Source organism: Pseudomonas sp. 51_B, assembly GCF_017491595.1.
In the GTDB taxonomy this organism is placed as follows: Bacteria; Pseudomonadota; Gammaproteobacteria; order Pseudomonadales; family Pseudomonadaceae; genus Aquipseudomonas; species Aquipseudomonas promysalinigenes.
The window spans coordinates 142,346-159,241 of sequence record NZ_JAFGYW010000007.1; the positions used below are offsets into that span (position 1 = coordinate 142,346).

General features: G+C 61.2%; 14 protein-coding genes and 1 tRNA gene. 11 read left to right on the top strand and 4 right to left on the bottom strand.

Annotated features, from left to right (window positions below; genetic code table 11):
• Positions 1–3: 3 nt before the first annotated feature.
• Positions 4–696 (bottom strand): uracil-DNA glycosylase, encoded by a 693-nt coding sequence (ung, locus tag J5M56_RS11050; RefSeq protein ID WP_060479682.1) that lies wholly within the window; start codon positions 694–696, stop codon positions 4–6.
• A 127-nt stretch (positions 697–823) separates the two neighbouring features.
• Between ung and J5M56_RS11055 the strand changes: the two genes are divergently transcribed.
• Positions 824–1,933, top strand: coding sequence for an enoyl-CoA hydratase/isomerase family protein (locus J5M56_RS11055; protein ID WP_207936846.1), 1,110 nt, complete (start codon positions 824–826; stop codon positions 1,931–1,933).
• A 5-nt stretch (positions 1,934–1,938) separates the two neighbouring features.
• Here the strand turns inward: J5M56_RS11055 and J5M56_RS11060 are convergent, their stop codons facing one another.
• A complete protein-coding gene (locus J5M56_RS11060) occupies positions 1,939–2,379 on the bottom strand; it encodes a hypothetical protein (protein ID WP_186477554.1) in 441 nt (146 codons plus the stop codon).
• 211 nt (positions 2,380–2,590) lie between these two features.
• Between J5M56_RS11060 and J5M56_RS11065 the strand changes: the two genes are divergently transcribed.
• From J5M56_RS11065 to J5M56_RS11090, 6 genes are all read left to right on the top strand, one after another.
• Positions 2,591–4,081: a diguanylate cyclase gene (locus tag J5M56_RS11065; protein ID WP_186477553.1), complete on the top strand. Its 1,491-nt coding sequence runs from the start codon at positions 2,591–2,593 to the stop codon at positions 4,079–4,081.
• Positions 4,074–4,304: a cysteine-rich CWC family protein gene (locus J5M56_RS11070; protein ID WP_060479686.1), complete on the top strand. Its 231-nt coding sequence runs from the start codon at positions 4,074–4,076 to the stop codon at positions 4,302–4,304. The genes J5M56_RS11065 and J5M56_RS11070 overlap by 8 nt, the downstream gene beginning before the upstream one ends.
• Before the next feature lie 26 nt (positions 4,305–4,330).
• Positions 4,331–5,023, top strand: a complete 693-nt coding sequence (locus J5M56_RS11075; protein ID WP_207936848.1) for a 16S rRNA pseudouridine(516) synthase — start codon at positions 4,331–4,333, stop codon at positions 5,021–5,023.
• Positions 5,024–5,355: 332 nt separating this feature from the next.
• Positions 5,356–6,243, top strand: coding sequence for an alpha/beta hydrolase (locus J5M56_RS11080; RefSeq protein WP_186477551.1), 888 nt, complete (start codon positions 5,356–5,358; stop codon positions 6,241–6,243).
• Positions 6,244–6,353: 110 nt separating this feature from the next.
• Positions 6,354–6,427, top strand: a tRNA-Gly gene (locus J5M56_RS11085).
• Between the two features lie 164 nt (positions 6,428–6,591).
• Positions 6,592–7,602 (top strand): DUF4917 family protein, encoded by a 1,011-nt coding sequence (locus tag J5M56_RS11090; RefSeq protein ID WP_186477550.1) that lies wholly within the window; start codon positions 6,592–6,594, stop codon positions 7,600–7,602.
• A gap of 37 nt (positions 7,603–7,639) precedes the next feature.
• Here J5M56_RS11090 and J5M56_RS11095 read toward each other — a convergent pair whose 3' ends face one another.
• Entirely contained in the window at positions 7,640–8,854 is a 1,215-nt protein-coding gene (locus tag J5M56_RS11095; RefSeq protein ID WP_186477549.1) for an SAM-dependent methyltransferase, read from the bottom strand.
• 77 nt (positions 8,855–8,931) lie between these two features.
• On the bottom strand, positions 8,932–9,549 hold the full coding sequence (locus J5M56_RS11100) for a hypothetical protein (RefSeq protein ID WP_186477548.1): 618 nt from the start codon (positions 9,547–9,549) through the stop codon (positions 8,932–8,934).
• Positions 9,550–9,736: 187 nt separating this feature from the next.
• Here J5M56_RS11100 and bglX point away from each other — a divergent pair, with 187 nt between their 5' ends.
• From bglX to J5M56_RS11120, 4 genes are all read left to right on the top strand, one after another.
• Entirely contained in the window at positions 9,737–12,028 is a 2,292-nt protein-coding gene (gene bglX, locus J5M56_RS11105; RefSeq protein WP_186477547.1) for a beta-glucosidase BglX, read from the top strand.
• 100 nt (positions 12,029–12,128) lie between these two features.
• Positions 12,129–13,886: an ATP-binding protein gene (locus J5M56_RS11110; protein ID WP_207936850.1), complete on the top strand. Its 1,758-nt coding sequence runs from the start codon at positions 12,129–12,131 to the stop codon at positions 13,884–13,886.
• Complete coding sequence (locus tag J5M56_RS11115; protein ID WP_060479693.1) at positions 13,880–15,208, top strand: sigma-54 dependent transcriptional regulator; 1,329 nt, start codon at positions 13,880–13,882, stop codon at positions 15,206–15,208. The genes J5M56_RS11110 and J5M56_RS11115 overlap by 7 nt, the downstream gene beginning before the upstream one ends.
• Before the next feature lie 220 nt (positions 15,209–15,428).
• On the top strand, positions 15,429–16,748 hold the full coding sequence (locus J5M56_RS11120) for an MFS transporter (protein WP_060479694.1): 1,320 nt from the start codon (positions 15,429–15,431) through the stop codon (positions 16,746–16,748).
• Positions 16,749–16,896: the final 148 nt, after the last annotated feature.

Sequence of the window (16,896 nt, forward strand, 5' to 3'; positions counted from 1 at the left end):
TATTCACAGTGGCGGCAATGCCCAGTTGATAGGCGCCATGCCGCGCTGTTCGAGAAAGGCATTGGTACGGCTGAAGTGCCCACAACCAAGAAAACCGCGGTATGCCGACAGTGGCGAGGGATGCACCGACTTGAGCACCAGGTGCTTGGTGCCGTCGATCAGCTTCTGCTTGCTCTGGGCATGTGCCCCCCACAGCAGGAACACCACGTTGGGGCACTGCTCGCTGACTACCTGGATGATTCGGTCGGTAAATAGCTCCCAACCCTTCTTGGCATGCGAGGCTGCATTGGCGCGCTCGACCGTCATGGTGGTATTGAGCAGCAGCACGCCCTGCTCGGCCCAGCTTTGCAGGTAGCCGTGATTAGGGATGGGGATGTTCAGGTCGCGCTGCAACTCTTTGTAGATGTTGACCAGCGACGGCGGTGCCGGTACGCCCGGCTGTACCGAGAAGCACAGGCCATGGGCTTGGCCGGGGCCGTGGTACGGGTCCTGGCCGAGGATCACCACTTTGACTTGGCTCAGCGGGGTGGTATTGAGCGCGTTGAAAATCAACGGCCCCGGCGGGTAGATCTCTTTGCCGGCTGCGTGCTCCTGGCGCAGGAACTCACGCAACTGCTGCATGTAGGGCTGGTCGAACTCGGCGCGTAGGGCAGCCTTCCAGCTGGGTTCGAGTTTGATGCGATCGTCTTCAGTCATGGCGGCCATCCGTAAACAATGGCGCGACACTAGGTAAGCTACCTGGGCTTGTCAATCGATCCGACCGACGACCGGCACGCTCAGCCATCCGGGCCATACTTGCAAGATCACGTGTGCGAGGTAGTCCATGGCCATTCATTGCGAGGTACTAACCGGCGTCGATGGCGCCCGTATCGGCATCGCCACCCTCGATGCGCCCAAGGCGCTGAACGCTCTCGACCTGCCGATGATCGAAGTGCTCGGCGAACAATTGCACCGTTGGGCCCGCGACCCTGCAGTGGTCTGCGTACTGTTGCGTGGCAACGGCGCGAAGGCGTTCTGCGCCGGCGGCGATGTGCGAGCGCTGGCCCAGGCCTGTCTCGCGCACCCCGGCGGTGTACCGCCGCTGGCCGCCAGCTTCTTCGCGGCCGAATACCGTCTGGACTACCTGCTGCACACCTACCCCAAACCGTTGCTGTGCTGGGGCCACGGCCATGTGCTGGGTGGCGGCATGGGCCTGCTGCAAGGCGCTGGAGTACGTATCGTCACACCCAGCAGCCGCTTGGCGATGCCAGAAATCAGCATCGGCCTGTACCCGGACGTTGGCGCCAGCTGGTTCCTCGCCCGACTGCCCGGCAAGCTCGGCCTGTTCCTAGGGCTGACAGGAGCGCCAATCAACGCCCGAGATGCCCTCGACCTGGGTCTGGCTGACCGTTTCTTCGGCGAACAACAGCAAGAGTCCTTGATCGAAGAGTTGCTCCAACTGAACTGGCAAGAGCAGACCGCCCTACAACTCAATAGCCTACTCAAGGCAGAGCAGCATCGCGCCTGGGCCGAGTTGCCGAGTGCGCAATGGTTGCCGCGGCGCCAGGAGCTGGACTCACTGCTTGATGTGGCAGACCCCGCAGCCGCCTGGCGGGCGTTGCAGGGCCTCAAGCACCATAGCGACCCGGTACTGGCCGACGCCGGGCAGCGCCTGGATCAAGGCTGCCCGCTGACGGCGCACCTGGTGTGGGAACAACTGCACCGCGCACGCCACCTGTCATTGGCTCAGGTGTTTCAGATGGAGTACGGCATCAGCCTCAATTGCTGCCGGCATCCGGAGTTCAGCGAGGGCGTGCGCGCCCGACTATTGGACAAGGACAACCAGCCGCGCTGGCACTGGCCAGACGTTGCACAAGTGCCCGCAGCGGTGGTCGAGGCGCATTTCGCCAAGGTGTGGGAGGGGCGCCACCCACTGCAAGACCTCGATGCGTGACAGCCTCAGCGCTGCCAGTTGCGATCACCGCCGCGCCACCCAGCTGGCCTGCGGCCGTCGTCGCCGCGGTTGTTGGAGTGCCAGCGGTCGTTTTGGTAGCGCTGACTGCCATCGCGATAATCGTAGCGGTCGCGATCTCGCCCGTAATCATTGCGCTGGCGGTTGCCATAATCGTAGCGCGGGTTGCCATGCCACTGGTTCAGCCCCGGCGGTGGACCGGGCCGATAGTGCGGCGCAGGCACCGGGCGGTAGTAGCGAGGCGCAGGTTGGTAGTAGTAGCGTGGCTGCGGCGCTACATAATAACGGTCGTAACGGTAATAGCCCGGCGCTGCGTAGCGGTCAGTGGTGTAATAATCGGATCGGTAATACTCGCCGCCTTCGTAATAGGGCGCGCAGGCAGTGGTCATCAACCCCAACAGGGCGATCAACAGAATTCGATAGGACATGGCGGCCTCCTGGACCGCTGGGGTGCCCGAACAGCGGCGCTGACGAGCGTCGACACAATGCGTTCATCGACACAGATTCAGACAGCCTCGGAGGCGTGCAGTGCCATTTCGGCAACAAATTGATACAACCGAATATGGCCCTTAAAAACTTGCAGTCATTTGCCATTCATCTCACTAGAATGAGCGCCTCGGCACACATCATGGGAAGATCATGCCTTCACGCTCCGCCCTGTTATCACAGCGCTCGCTGATACTGGCCCTACTGCTGTTGCTGGCCTGTGGCTTTCTCGCCACTTCGCTGATCAGCTACTTCGCTTCGCGCAGCGCGATTCGTGACGGCATCGTCAACACTGAACTGCCACTGACCTCCGACACCGTCTACTCGGAAATCCAGAAAGACCTCATACGCCCGGTGCTGATCGCCTCGATGATGGCCCAGGACACCTTCCTGCGTGACTGGGTGCTGGCCGGTGAACAAGATACCCAGCGCATCACCCGCTACCTCGGCGAGGTCATGGGCAAACAGGATATCTTCACATCATTCTTCGTCTCCGACCGCAGCCTCACCTATTACCAGGCCAAGGGCGTGCTCAAGCAAGTGGTGCCCGGTACCTGGCGCGATGCCTGGTATTTCCGCCTGCGCCAGATGCAAGCGCCTTATGAAATAAACGTCGACGTGGACATGGCGAACCAGGATAGCCTGACCGTGTTCATCAACTACCGCGTCCTGGATTACCAGCAGCGCTTCATCGGCGCTGCCGGGGTTGGCCTGAGCGTGGACGCGGTGATCAAACTCATCGACAACTATCAGCTTCGCTATCAACGCTCGGTATTCTTCACTGACGCCCAAGGGAAGGTCATCCTAACCGGCTCCCACGGTGCGCCCCATGACCTGAAGGTCGGCCAACCTCTGGCCGACAATGCCGACCTCAAAGCGTTGCTTGCACTACGCCCGACGCCTGCCGAAGGCAGCCACGAATACAACGACAGCGAGGGCCACAGCCACTTCCTCAATGTGCGGCAGCTGCCTGAGCTGGGCTGGTATCTGATGGTGGACAAACGTGAAACCGGCACCCTGGATCACATCCGTCACTCGCTGTACCTGAACCTGGTCATCTGCGCGATGATCACCCTGGTGGTACTGTGCCTGCTCAACGGCATGCTCAGGCGGCATCGCGCCAGCACCGAGGCGCTAGCCACCCTCGATAGCCTCACCGGCCTGCCCAACCGGCGCAGTTTCGATGTTCTGGCTGCACAAGCGCTAAAAGATGCTCAGCGCAATTGCGCACCGCTGGTCGCGTTGTTGATCGACCTCGATCATTTCAAGGTGCTCAATGATACCCATGGTCATCTGGCAGGCGACGAAGTGCTGCGTCAGTTCGCCAACGTGCTGCAAGGCAGCCTGCGCCAGTCGGATATACTCTGCCGCTGGGGGGGTGAGGAGTTCATCGTGTTGTTGCGTGAAACCGAATGCAGGCAGGCGCTGGAAGTGGCGCAGAAGATCCGTCGCCGTACCGAGCAACTGACCTTCAACTATGAAGAAAACCCTTTGCGCCTGACCACCAGTATCGGCGTCAGCGCCTTGCAGCCTGGCGACTCCCTGCACGCCCTGCTGACCCGCGCCGACCGTGCCCTCTACCGTGCCAAGCAGTCCGGTCGCAACTGCGTCTGCAGTGAAACACCGGAAAGCGGTCATGACTGAAAGCCAGCTTTGCCCTGCCTGCGGTGCACTCAACCACTGCAGCCTGGCCGACCCACGCAGCGCCACCCAGGCCTGTTGGTGCTACGGCGTGAGTATAGATCCGGCGGTGCTCCAAGCTCTGCCAGCCGAACTGCGAAACAAAGCCTGCCTGTGCCCACGCTGTGCTGCCGTAGAGGATCAGTTGGCCTCAAAGGCTGCCCCGCGCAGCGATGAAAACCGCTAAACTGCCGCCTTTTTCCCGCAGCCACCATGCGCCTCGACCGATTCCTTGCCAACCTGCCCTGCTACAACCGCCAGCAAGTGCGCATGTTGCTGGCGCAGCGCCGTGTCCGCCTGGACGGCGAAGTGGTAACCGACCCGAAGGCGCAGGTCCGTGAATTCAGCCGAGTTGAGGTCGACGAGCAGTTGCTGCAAGGCGGCCACCTCGCCCGCTACCTGATGCTGCACAAGCCTATAGGCTGCGTCAGTGCGACCCAAGATCCGCAACATCGCACCGTGCTCGACTTGCTGCCCGAAGCCTTGCGCGAGGGCCTGCATATCGCCGGGCGTCTGGACTTCAATACCACAGGCTTGATGATTCTGACCAACGATGGCCAATGGTCGCGGCGCCTGACCCAGCCAGCCACCAAGCTGCCCAAGCAGTACTTGGTGCATACCGAAGGCGAGATTGGCGACCACTATGTGGGCAAATTCCAGGAAGGTTTTTATTTCGCTTTTGAAGACTTGACCACCTTGCCCGCGCGATTGGAAATCCTGGGTCCACGCCTGGCCCGGCTGGCGATCGTCGAAGGGCGCTACCACCAGGTCAAACGCATGTTCGGCTATTTCGACAACAAGGTCGTCGGCCTGCACCGTGAAACCATGGGGTCGATTCGCCTCGATCCGAGCTTACAGCCCGGCCAATACAGGGCTTTGACTGCAGACGAAATCGCCTCGGTGTGAATGCCATAACATCGGCATACGACCGCTGAGCGGTTGAAGTCACAAATTCGCGCGAAGAGCACTTGCGCGAAGTCTGCCTCACTGCTTGACTCCATCCTTGTCAGTCCGCGAGTGACCAACCAGTCACGCCTGCAGTTCCTGACACCTTTTGCCGGCCACCCTACGCCTCGATGCGTTGGGGCACGGCAATTGCCCACCAGAACAACATCGTCGACACGTGTGCCAAGGATCGACACAGGGCCCCCCGATTTACTCAGGCGAATGCCTACCTGTCATAAAGAACGTGCACCCTAGGTGACGCGATTACCCTTTTTGCGCCAGGAGTCGATGACATGAGGCCAGAAATCGCTGTACTTGATATCCAAGGTCAGTATCGGGTTTACACGGAGTTCTATCGCGCGGACGCGGCCGAAAAGACGATCATTCTGATCAATGGGTCGTTGGCCACCACCGCTTCGTTCGCCCAGACCGTGCGCAATCTGCACCCACAATTCAACGTAGTGCTTTACGACCAGCCATACGCTGGCAAGTCCAAGCCGCACAACCGCCAAGAGCGGCTGATCAGCAAGGAGGACGAGGCGCAGATACTGCTGGAGCTGATAGAGCGGTTCCAGTGCGACCACGTCATGTCCTTTTCCTGGGGCGGTGCCTGCACCCTGCTGGCGCTGGCGCACCAGCCGCGCAGGGTGAAAAAGGCCGTGGTCAGTTCGTTTTCGCCAGTTATCAACGAGCCGATGCGCGACTACCTGGAACGGGGTTGCCAGTATCTGGCCGCCTGCGACCGTTACCAAGTCGGCAACCTGGTCAATGACACCATCGGCAAGTACCTGCCGTCACTGTTCAAGCGCTTCAACTTCCGGCACGTCAGCAGCCTGGACAGCCACGAGTATGCGCAGATGCACTTCCACATCAACCAAGTGTTGCAGCGCGACCTGCAACGGGCACTGCACGGCGCCCGCAATATCGCCATCCCGGTGCTGTTCATCAACGGCGAGCGCGACGAGTACACCACGGTGCAAGATGCCCGAGAATTCGGCAAACACGTCGGCAATAGCCAGTTCAGCGTCATCCGCGACGCTGGGCATTTTTTGGATATGGAAAGCAAGTCAGCCTGCGATGATACCCGCGACGCCTTGCTAGGTTTTCTCAAACCCACGGCGCGCGAAACCCGCCCACGCGCTGGCGCATACATCCAGGGGCAGCATGCATTGGCTATTTAAGCGTATCGGCGCCTTGTGTTCGACACCCGCACAGATGGGGCGCCGATCAGCTTTTTTAGAACGCGGGCTTCTATTTCAAGGAAGGTTCTGGTAAAAAGTGCATCGCAAACGCGGGTATAGTTTAGTGGCAAAACGAAAGCTTCCCAAGCTTTAGTTGAGGGTTCGATTCCCTCTACCCGCTCCAAACATTGCTATCCTCGCATGGCGTTCCAACAACGTCATCGCTGTCAAAAGGAGCCTCGAGCTCCTTTTTTCGTTGTTACGCCAACCCCCGACGGCGCCCGCGCTCAGCGCCCATATGTCGTGCTAAAGTCCTGGCCGTTTCCCGCCTCACCGAATGGATTGCCCATGCCAACTCTCGACGCCCACCTCGCCGCTTGGCCTGATCTCAACCAGCGCCACCCCTGCACTGCATTGCTGCTGGGCAACGGTGCCAGTCGTGCGCTGTGGAAGCCGTTCGGCTACTTTTCACTATACGAACAAGCCCAGCGCGCTGGGCGCAAGAAGGGCCTAGCGATTAGCGATCAGGCGCTGTTCAAGTCGCTGGGCACCGAACTGTTCGAGCCGGTGTTGAGCACTCTCAATCACACCGTACGCGCCAACGCAGCCCTGGCCATCAACTCCACTGCGCCGTTGAACCGCTACTACTCGATCAAGGAAGGGTTGATCCACGCGATCCGCACCGTGCATCTGCCTTGGGCCTTGGTACCCGCCGCCACCCTGACATCGATCAACCAGGCCCTGCGCGAGTATCGCAGCGTCTACACAAGCAACTACGACCTGATTCTGCCTTGGGCGATACAACATGACCCGCAGGGCTTTGCCGCGTTGTTCGACGAGGAAGGTTTTTTCGACGTGCGCCGCACCAGCAGCGAGGGCATTCGAGTCTTGCACCTGCATGGCGGCCTGCACCTGCTAAAGCTGCCCGATGGCAGCACCCGCCAGCGCAGCGCCGACAGTGCAGAATTACTCGAAGGCTTCGCCGTGAACATTCCCGGTGAAGTGCCGCTGTTCGTCAACGAAGAGCGCAGCGACGAGAAGATGCGCGCCATCCGCCACTCCGATTATCTGGCCTGGGGGTTGGGGCAACTGGCTCAGGAGAAACAGGGCCTGTGCCTGTTCGGGCAGCATCTGGACGGCAGCGACAAGCATTTGCTCGAAGCCATCGTTCAGGCGCAGCCCAGTCACTTGTCGATCGCTGTCCGGCCGCTGAGCGAAGCGTCTGTGCTCAACCAGAAGCAGCATTTCGTCGACCGGTTCGGGAACATGCCGGGGACGCGGCTGTACTTCTTCGATGCGACTACGCATCCATTGGGTATGGAAGGGTTGGCGATCGAAGGGCCGTCAGCGGTTCGCTGAACGTTGATTGCGACTGGCTAAGATGTGGTTGTGGCAATCACAGAAGCTTATCGGCCTGCAACAACGTCTCCAGGCAATGCTCCTGCACCCCATAAAACGCTTTGAGCTGCCCGATCTTTTCCAACAATGCCGTGTTATCACCCACTTGCGGACGTTTCACCGCAAGAATCATCTTGTTCTTGTTGGTGTGCTCAAGGGAGATAAACTCGAACACCTTGGTTTCATAACCACACGCCTCCAGATACAACGCGCGCAGGCTGTCGGTGAGCATTTCGGCCTGCTGCCCCAGATGCAGCCCGTATTGCAACATCGGTTGCAGTAGCCCCGGGCTGTGCAGCTGCGGGCGGATTTGCTTGTGGCAGCACGGTGAGCACATGATGATCGCAGCGTTGCAGCGTATGCCTGTGTGAATGGCATAGTCGGTGGCGATGTCGCAAGCATGCAGGGCAATCATCACGTCGATTGCCTCGGGCACAACGCTGCGAACGTCACCGCACTGGAACTCCAGGCCCGAATGCTCCAGGCGCTGAGCGGCGGCGTTACACAGCTCGACCATGTCCTGGCGCAACTCCACACCGGTTACCTGCGCATCGCGGCCCTGGGTATTACGCAGGAAGTCATGCATGGCGAAGGTCAGGTAGCCCTTGCCAGAGCCGAAATCGGCGACGCGCAGCGGCTGCGCCGCCAGCACCGGTGCATTGGCCAGGGCGTGATCGAACACTTCGATGAATTTGTTGATCTGCTTCCACTTGCGCGACATCGACGGAATCAGCGCGCCCTGAGCATCGGTCACCCCCAGGTCGCGCAGGAAAGGCCGCGAGAGCTCTAGATAGCGTTTCTTCTGGCGGTCATGCTCAGCCTTGGCTACCACCTCTCGCGGAGCCTGCGCCGCGTGGCGCTGGAGCATAGGTTTGCCTTTTTTACTGAAGGTCAGCTGCACTTCGCCGTGAGCGTCGAACAAGTGGGCATTGCGAAAGCTCTCTGGCAACAGCTGCGCTATCAGCGCCTGAGCCTGATCGATTGGCAGGTTGCGAGTGATGTCACGCGTCTGGTGTCGATACACCAGCGACAGCTGCTCTTGCCCCTTGACCTGCAGCGGCTTGGCAATGATGCGCTGCAAGGTCGGGTCGGCCCCGACATGGCGCGCCAGCACCAACTTGACCAATGAGTTGGTGCGCAGGGCAGCATCGAGCTGGTCTAGAAACTGGGCGCGTGCATCGGGCGCCGCGGGCGCGCAATTACTGGCAGACATGGAAAACAGGTGCCTCAGGTTACAAAAAGGGGCGCATTGCGCGATGCCGCGCATTCTACACCCCTCTAGCCGCCAGTTCAGTCGAGAATCACCAGGTGGTTGGGTAGTTCATTACGAGGGTGGGTGCGCGGCAGGTGTTTGCCCAGCAGTTCGCCACAAGCCTCGATGCATTCGACAAAACCCTGCAAGGTATGGCCTTGACGCACCTGTTCAGTCAGGCGCGCCACCAACACTGCGCGGACCTTGGCATCCAGGTAAGGGGCTGCCCCTTGATCGACGAGGATTTCTACATGCTGCTCCTGCTCGGCGACAAAGATCAGCACCCCCGTGGCGCCGGCCGTACCCTCAAGGTTCTGCTCCCGAAACTGCTGGTGCGCCAGGCGCGCGGCGCGCCAGCGCAGCAAGGCTGTCGGAGTCAGCCATGCAGCCACCCGTGGCTGGCGCAATAGCACGCACAAGCCGATGAACAGCAGTACGTTGGCCACCAGCAACCCACGCAAGCCTGGCCAGCCCACCAGCCAATTCAACAGCGCCGGGGTGGCAAGGGCCAGCACAGCGGCCCAGAACAACGGCAGATAGGCGTAGTCATCGGCACGGCGCGCCAGCACGGTCACCAGTTGCGCATCGGTGCGCCGCTCTGCCAGGGCGATCGCCTCGGCCACCTGGCGGCGTTGGTATTCGTTGAGCAGGGTCATGCCTTGGGTCTCGTCAGCGTTTTTATAGTTTTTATCCCGGCATTGGGGTGTTCATCCGCGACCGATACTTTCAGGCATAATCCGCCGCTGGATGAATTACCGGCGAATCGTACAACAATAGCCGCCTGAAAACTTCGGCCACGCGCGTACCGCTCCGGATACGGCCAAGGCCTCGATTATGGAATCGATGATGAAACTGTCTTTGCTGGGCCTGGCCATGGCCCTTGCCAGCCAGGCGGCGCTTGCCGCTCCAACCGCCCCTCCCCTGCAGGACAAGCAGGCGTTCATCGACCATCTGATCAGCCAGATGACCGAGGCCGAAAAGATCGGCCAGTTGCGCCTGATCAGCATCGGCCCGGAAATGCCCCGCGACAAGATCCGCGAAGAAATCGCGGCCGGGCGCATCGGTGGCACCTTCAACTCGCGTACCGCCCCCGAGAACCGGCCGATGCAGGACGCTGCCATGCGCAGCCGCCTGAAGATTCCGATGTTCTTCGCCTACGACACCATCCACGGCGAACGCACGATCTTCCCGATCAGCCTGGGCCTGGCGGCTAGCTGGGATATGGACGCGATCGCCAAGGTCGGCCGCACTTCGGCCATCGAAGCTTCGGCCGATGCGCTGGACATGACCTTCGCACCCATGGTCGACATCGCCCGCGACCCGCGCTGGGGGCGCACCAGCGAAGGCTTCGGCGAAGACACTTACCTGACCTCGAAGATTGGCCAGGTCATGGTGCGCTCGTTCCAGGGCAGCAGCCCGGCCAACCCTGACAGCATCATGGCCATCGTCAAGCATTTCGCCTTGTACGGCGCTGTGGAAGGCGGACGTGACTACAACACCGTCGATATGAGCCTGCCCAAGATGTACAACGACTACCTGCCACCCTACCGCGCCGCGCTCGACGCGGGCGCTGGCGGGGTGATGGTGGCGCTCAACTCGATCAACGGTGTCCCGGCCACTTCCAACACTTGGCTGATGAACGATCTGCTGCGCAAGCAGTGGGGCTTCAAAGGTGTGACCATCAGTGACCACGGCGCCATCCAGGAGCTGATCCGCCACGGTGTGGCGCGAGATGGCCGCGAAGCCGCCAAGCTGGCGATCAAGGCCGGCATCGACATGAGCATGAACGACACCCTTTATGGCAAAGAACTGCCCGGGCTGCTGAAGTCTGGCGAAGTGACAGAACACGAACTGAACCAGGCCGTGCGCGAAGTGCTCGGCGCCAAATATGACATGGGCCTGTTCAAAGACCCTTACCTGCGCATTGCCAAAGCCGAAAACGACCTCAAGGACTATTACACCGAAGACCGCCTGCACCGCGCAGCTGCCCGTGACGTGGCCCGGCGCAGCCTGGTATTGCTGGAGAACCGCAACCAGACTCTGCCGCTTAAAAAAGCCGGTACAGTCGCTCTGGTCGGCCCATTGGCAGATGCCCCGAATGACATGCTCGGCAGTTGGTACGCCGATGGCAAGCCGATGCACTCTGTCACCGTGCGCGAGGGCTTGCGGCGTGCTCTGGAGGGCAAGGCCAAGCTGGTATACGCAAAAGGCGCCAACATCATTGGTGACAAGGCAATCGTCGACTACCTGAATTTCCTCAACGCCGATGCCCCGGAGATCGTCGATGACCCACGGCCTGCGGGCGTCATGATCGACGAAGCGATCAAGGCTGCCCAGCAGTCCGATGTAGTAGTGGCTGTGGTTGGCGAGTCGCGTGGGATGTCCCATGAGTCGTCAAGCCGTACGAGCCTGGAAATTCCGGCTAGCCAGCGCGAGCTAATAAAGGCTCTGAAGGCCACAGGCAAGCCGCTGGTATTGGTGCTGATGAATGGCCGCCCCCTGTCGATTGGCTGGGAGCGTGACCAGGCCGATGCCATCCTGGAAACCTGGTACTCCGGCACCGAAGGTGGCAACGCCATTGCCGACGTGCTGTTTGGCGATTACAACCCATCGGGCAAGCTGGCCATCACCTTCCCTCGTTCGGTAGGGCAAATTCCGATGTACTACAACCACATGCGCATCGGTCGGCCATTCACTCCCGGCAAGCCAGGCAACTTCACATCGCAGTACTTCGAAGAGCCCAACGGCCCGCTGTACCCATTCGGCTACGGCTTGAGCTACAGCAGTTTCGAGCTGTCGGGCCTGTCCCTGTCTGGCAACCAGCTCAAGCGAGGCGATACGCTGCAAGCCAAGATCACCGTGAAAAATACCGGCCAGCGTGATGGCGAGACCGTCGTGCAGCTGTACCTGCAGGATGTCTCGGCATCAATGAGCCGCCCGGTCAAGCAACTGAAGAACTTCCAGAAACTGATGCTCAAGGCTGGTGAGTCGCGAACCCTGACCTTCCCCATCAGCGAAGATGATCTGAAGTTCTACAATGGCCAGTTGCAGCGGGTCGCCGAGCCTGGCGAGTTCAATGTCCAGATCGGGCTGGATTCAGAGGCCGTGCAGCAGAAGAGCTTCGAGCTGCTGTAACAGGTTCGTCGTCGGCTCCGGCCTCTACACGGCGGTTCATCCATGCGATGAACCGCCGTGTAGAGGCCGGGCCTGATATCACCATTACCTGGACCCGCCCATGCCCTTTTCCTTTCGCGCCCTGCGTCTGGGGCTGATTACCCTGCTGATCGTGCTAGGTACGGCCCTGAGTGGCGGCTGGGCGATGCACCAGGCCAAGCGCCAGGCCATGGAAGATGACGCCCGCCGCGCCAGCCAGCAGCTGGTGCTGTACGCCAATGCCCTGCACACCCTGATCGACCGTTACCGCGCTCTGCCCGCCGTGCTGGCGCTGGACCCGCAGCTGATCGACGCCCTGCGCGGCCCGGTCAGCGAGCAGATGCAGCACGCGCTCAACCTGAAACTCGAGCGCATCAACGGCGCAGCCAACTCTTCGACCCTGGAGCTGCTCGACCGCACCGGCCTGGCGGTGGCCGCCAGTAATTGGCGCATGCCCACCAGCTACGTCGGCTCCAACTACGGCTTTCGGCCCTATTTCAAACAGACCCGCAGCCATGGTAGCGGCCGCTTCTATGCAGTGGGGGTGACCAGCGGTGTGCCTGGCTACTTCCTGGCCAGCGCAGTCAGCGACGAGCAGGGGCGCTTTCTCGGCGCCATGGTGGTCAAGCTGGAGTTCCCGGAACTGGAACGCGAATGGCGCCAAGGTAGCAATATTCTGCTGGTCAGTGACGCCCGTGGCATCACCTTCATCGCCAATCAGGATGGCTGGCGCTATCGAGAGCTCAAGCCGCTCAGCGGAGCCGATCGTGCCGAGCTTGCCCAGACCCGTCAGTACGACAAGCAGCCGCTGGTGCCACTTGCGCATCAAGAGCTGACCCGGTTCGCCAGCAACAGCCACTTGAGCCGCGTGCAAGGCCCAGGAGGTAGCGTCGAATACCTCTGGGAAAGCTTGCCGCTGGACGGTGAGGGCTGGACCTTGCACTTGCTGCGCAAACCTCAGGTCGAGGCTGCCGGCCGCAATGCCGCACTGAGCGCCGCCGCCGTGTGGCTCAGCCTGGTGTTCGCCGCGCTGTTCGTCAGCCAGCGTTTACGCCTGGCCCGGCTGCGCCAGCGCAGCCGCGAGGCGCTCAAGCGGCAGGTCGAAGAACGCACCCGCGAACTGCGTACTGCCCAGGAAGGCCTGGTGCAGTCGGCCAAACTGGCGGCACTGGGGCAGATGTCGGCGGCCATGGCCCACGAGATCAACCAACCGCTGACCACGCAACGCATGCAGCTGGAAACCCTGCGCCTGCTGCTCGACCATGGCCGCTACGACGATGCACGCAAAGCCCTGGAGCCGTTGGAGCAGATGCTCACGCGCATGGCCGCATTGACCGGCCACCTGAAGACCTTTGCCCGCAATAGCCCGGTTGGCCTGCGCGAACGCCTCGACCTGGCAACCGTGGTCGATCAGGCCCTGCACCTGCTGGACACGCGCATGCGCAGTGAGCAAGTGGACGTAGCGCTGTACCTGGCACGTCCGGCCTGGGTCCGCGGCGATGCGATCCGCCTTGAGCAGGTGCTGATCAACCTGCTGCACAACGCCCTCGACGCCATGGCTGACAAGCGCTACAAACGCCTTGAGGTGCGCATCGAACCACTGCACGATCAATGGCGCCTGAGCGTGTTGGATTCAGGCGGTGGTATTGCCCAAGCGGACCTGGCGAAGGTCTTCGATCCGTTCTTCACCACCAAACCGGTGGGCGAAGGCTTGGGCCTGGGCCTGGCGATTTCCTATGGCATCATCGTCGAGGCCGGAGGCCTGCTGTACGCAGAGAACATGCCCGGCGGCGCCCGGCTGAGCCTGACCCTGCCCCGTGACCTGGAGACTGTATGTTGAACTCGGTGATCGTCGTGGATGATGAAGCCAGCATCCGCACCGCGGTCGAACAGTGGCTGAGCCTGTCTGGCTTCAGCGTGCAGTTGTTCGCTTGCGCCGAGGACTGCCTGGCGCAACTGCCTGCGCACTTTGCCGGCGTGGTCATCAGCGACGTACGCATGCCGGGCATGGGTGGCCTGCAGCTGCTCGAGCGCCTGCAACTGGATGACCCGGACCTGCCGGTGATTCTGCTGACCGGCCACGGCGATGTGCCGATGGCGGTGGAGGCGATGCGCAGTGGTGCGTATGACTTCCTGGAAAAGCCCTTCACCCCACAGCACTTGCTCGGGAGCCTGCGACGGGCACTGGAAAAGCGTCAGTTGGTGCTGGAGAACCGCCGCCTGCATGAACAGGCCGACCTCAAGTCGCGGCTGGAAACCACCTTGCTGGGTATGTCTCAAGGTTTGCAGCAGCTACGCAGGCAGGTCTTGGACCTGGCCAGCTTGCCAGTCAACGTGCTGCTGCGCGGTGAAACCGGCAGCGGCAAGGAGCGGGTAGCGCGTTGCCTGCACGACTTCGGGCCGCGCGCCGACAAACCATTCGTGGCGCTCAACTGCGCAGCCATCCCCGAATCACTGTTCGAAGCCGAATTGTTCGGCCATGAAAGCGGTGCATTCACCGGTGCGCAGGGCAAACGCATCGGCAAACTGGAGTACGCCAACGGCGGCACGGTGTTTCTCGACGAAATCGAAAGCATGCCGTTGGCCCAGCAGGCAAAGCTGCTGCGGGTGATCCAGGAGCAGAAACTGGAGCGGCTAGGGGCCAACCAGAGCATCAGCGTCGACTTGCGCATCATCGCCGCCACCAAACCTGACTTGCTCGAAGAGGCGCGGGCCGGGCGGTTTCGCGAGGACCTGGCCTATCGCCTGAATGTGGCGGAGTTGCGCTTGGCACCGCTGCGCGACCGGCGTGAAGACATACCCTTGCTGTTCGAGCATTTTGCACAGTCGGCCGCTGCCAGGTTAGGACGCGCGGCGCCGCCTTTGAGCGGTCCACAACTCTCGCAGCTGCTGTGCCACGACTGGCCAGGCAATGTACGGGAATTGGCCAACGCAGCGGAGCGCCACGCGCTGGGCCTGGGCTCGCCGAATATCGAAGTCGCCCCTGCCGGCCCATCGCTGGTGGAGCAGATGGAAGCTTTCGAAGCTCAGTGCCTGCGTGCAGCCTTGCGCCAGCACGCAGGGGAAATCAAAGCAGTGATGCAGACGCTGCAACTGCCGCGCCGCACCCTGAACGAAAAGATGCAGCGTCACGGGATTGTTCGTGAGGACTTCGTGCAATGAGCGGTTTTTCGCTCATGTGCGCAGGGCGATAAGCGGAAATCCGCTCACTCAAACAGGCTTGCCCCTCCAAGGCCCACGGCACTTCTCACCTAAAACCCAGCCTGCACCGGCTCCGCGCCCCCATTTGGATCGCCATGCACCCGTTTGGCACAGCTTCTGCAATTGTCTTGGCAAGCTGCGCTTCGGCGCGCTCCACAAAAACAACGAGAAGGTATCCCAGATGGATAACGCCACCTCCCTGCCAGCCGGGGCGGCCGTCGCGCCCGCTGCTGAAAAAACCACCGCCAGCCGCCTTAAATCGATCTTCAGTGGGTCCATCGGCAACATGGTCGAATGGTACGACTGGTACGTTTACGCTGCATTCTCGCTGTACTTCGCCAAGGCCTTCTTCCCGGCTGGCGACTCCACCGCTCAACTGCTCAATACTGCCGCGATCTTCGCCGTGGGCTTTCTGATGCGCCCAATCGGTGGCTGGTTGATGGGCCTGTATGCAGACCGCAAGGGCCGCAAGGCTGCGCTGATGGCTTCGGTGCTGCTGATGTGCGCCGGCTCCCTGGTGATCGCCCTGACCCCAGGCTATGAAACCATCGGCGTCGCCGCGCCGATCCTGCTGGTTATCGCACGCCTGATGCAGGGCCTTTCGGTCGGCGGCGAGTACGGTACCTCTGCCACCTACCTGAGCGAGATGGCCAGCAAGGACCGCCGTGGCTTCTTCTCCAGCTTCCAGTACGTAACGCTGATTTCCGGCCAGCTCATTGCTCTGGCGGTACTGATCATCCTGCAGCAGACCCTGACCACTGAGCAATTGTATGCCTGGGGCTGGCGTGTACCTTTCGTGATCGGTGCGCTGTGCGCGGTGGTCGCCCTGTACCTGCGTCGCGGCATGGAAGAAACCGCCTCCTTCACCAAGAAGGAAAAGGCCAAAGAAAGCCTGATGCGCACCCTCATGCGCCACCCCAAGGAACTGCTGACCGTGGTCGGCCTGACCATGGGCGGCACACTGGCCTTCTACACCTACACCACCTACATGCAGAAGTACCTGGTCAATACCGTGGGTATGAGCATCAGTGACTCGACCACCATCTCGGCAGCCACGCTGTTCCTGTTCATGTGCCTGCAGCCGGTGATCGGCGGCCTTTCCGACAAGATCGGCCGACGCCCGATCCTGATCGCCTTCGGCGTACTTGGCACCCTGTTCACCGTGCCGATTCTCAGCACCCTGCACACCATCCAGACCTGGTGGGGCGCGTTCTTCCTGATCATGGCGGCGCTGATCATCGTCAGTGGCTACACCTCGATCAACGCAGTGGTCAAAGCCGAGCTGTTCCCGACTGAAATCCGCGCCCTGGGCGTTGGCCTGCCGTATGCGCTGACCGTCTCGATCTTCGGCGGTACCGCTGAGTACGTGGCCCTGTGGTTCAAGAGCGTAGGCATGGAGAGCGGCTTCTATTGGTACGTCACAGCGTGCATCGCTTGCTCGCTGTTGGTGTACGCCACCATGAAAGACACCAAGCAGCATTCGCGGATTACCACCGACTGACCGGGTCGTGCGATTGAAGAAGGGGCGCTCCGTGAAACGGACGCCCTTTTTTTATGGTTGCCAAAAGCTGGGCTGCAGATTCGTGCGGCTATGCTATCGAACGACGCGTCGGCGCTGCTTGAGCTGCGACTGATAGCAACGTTCTCAA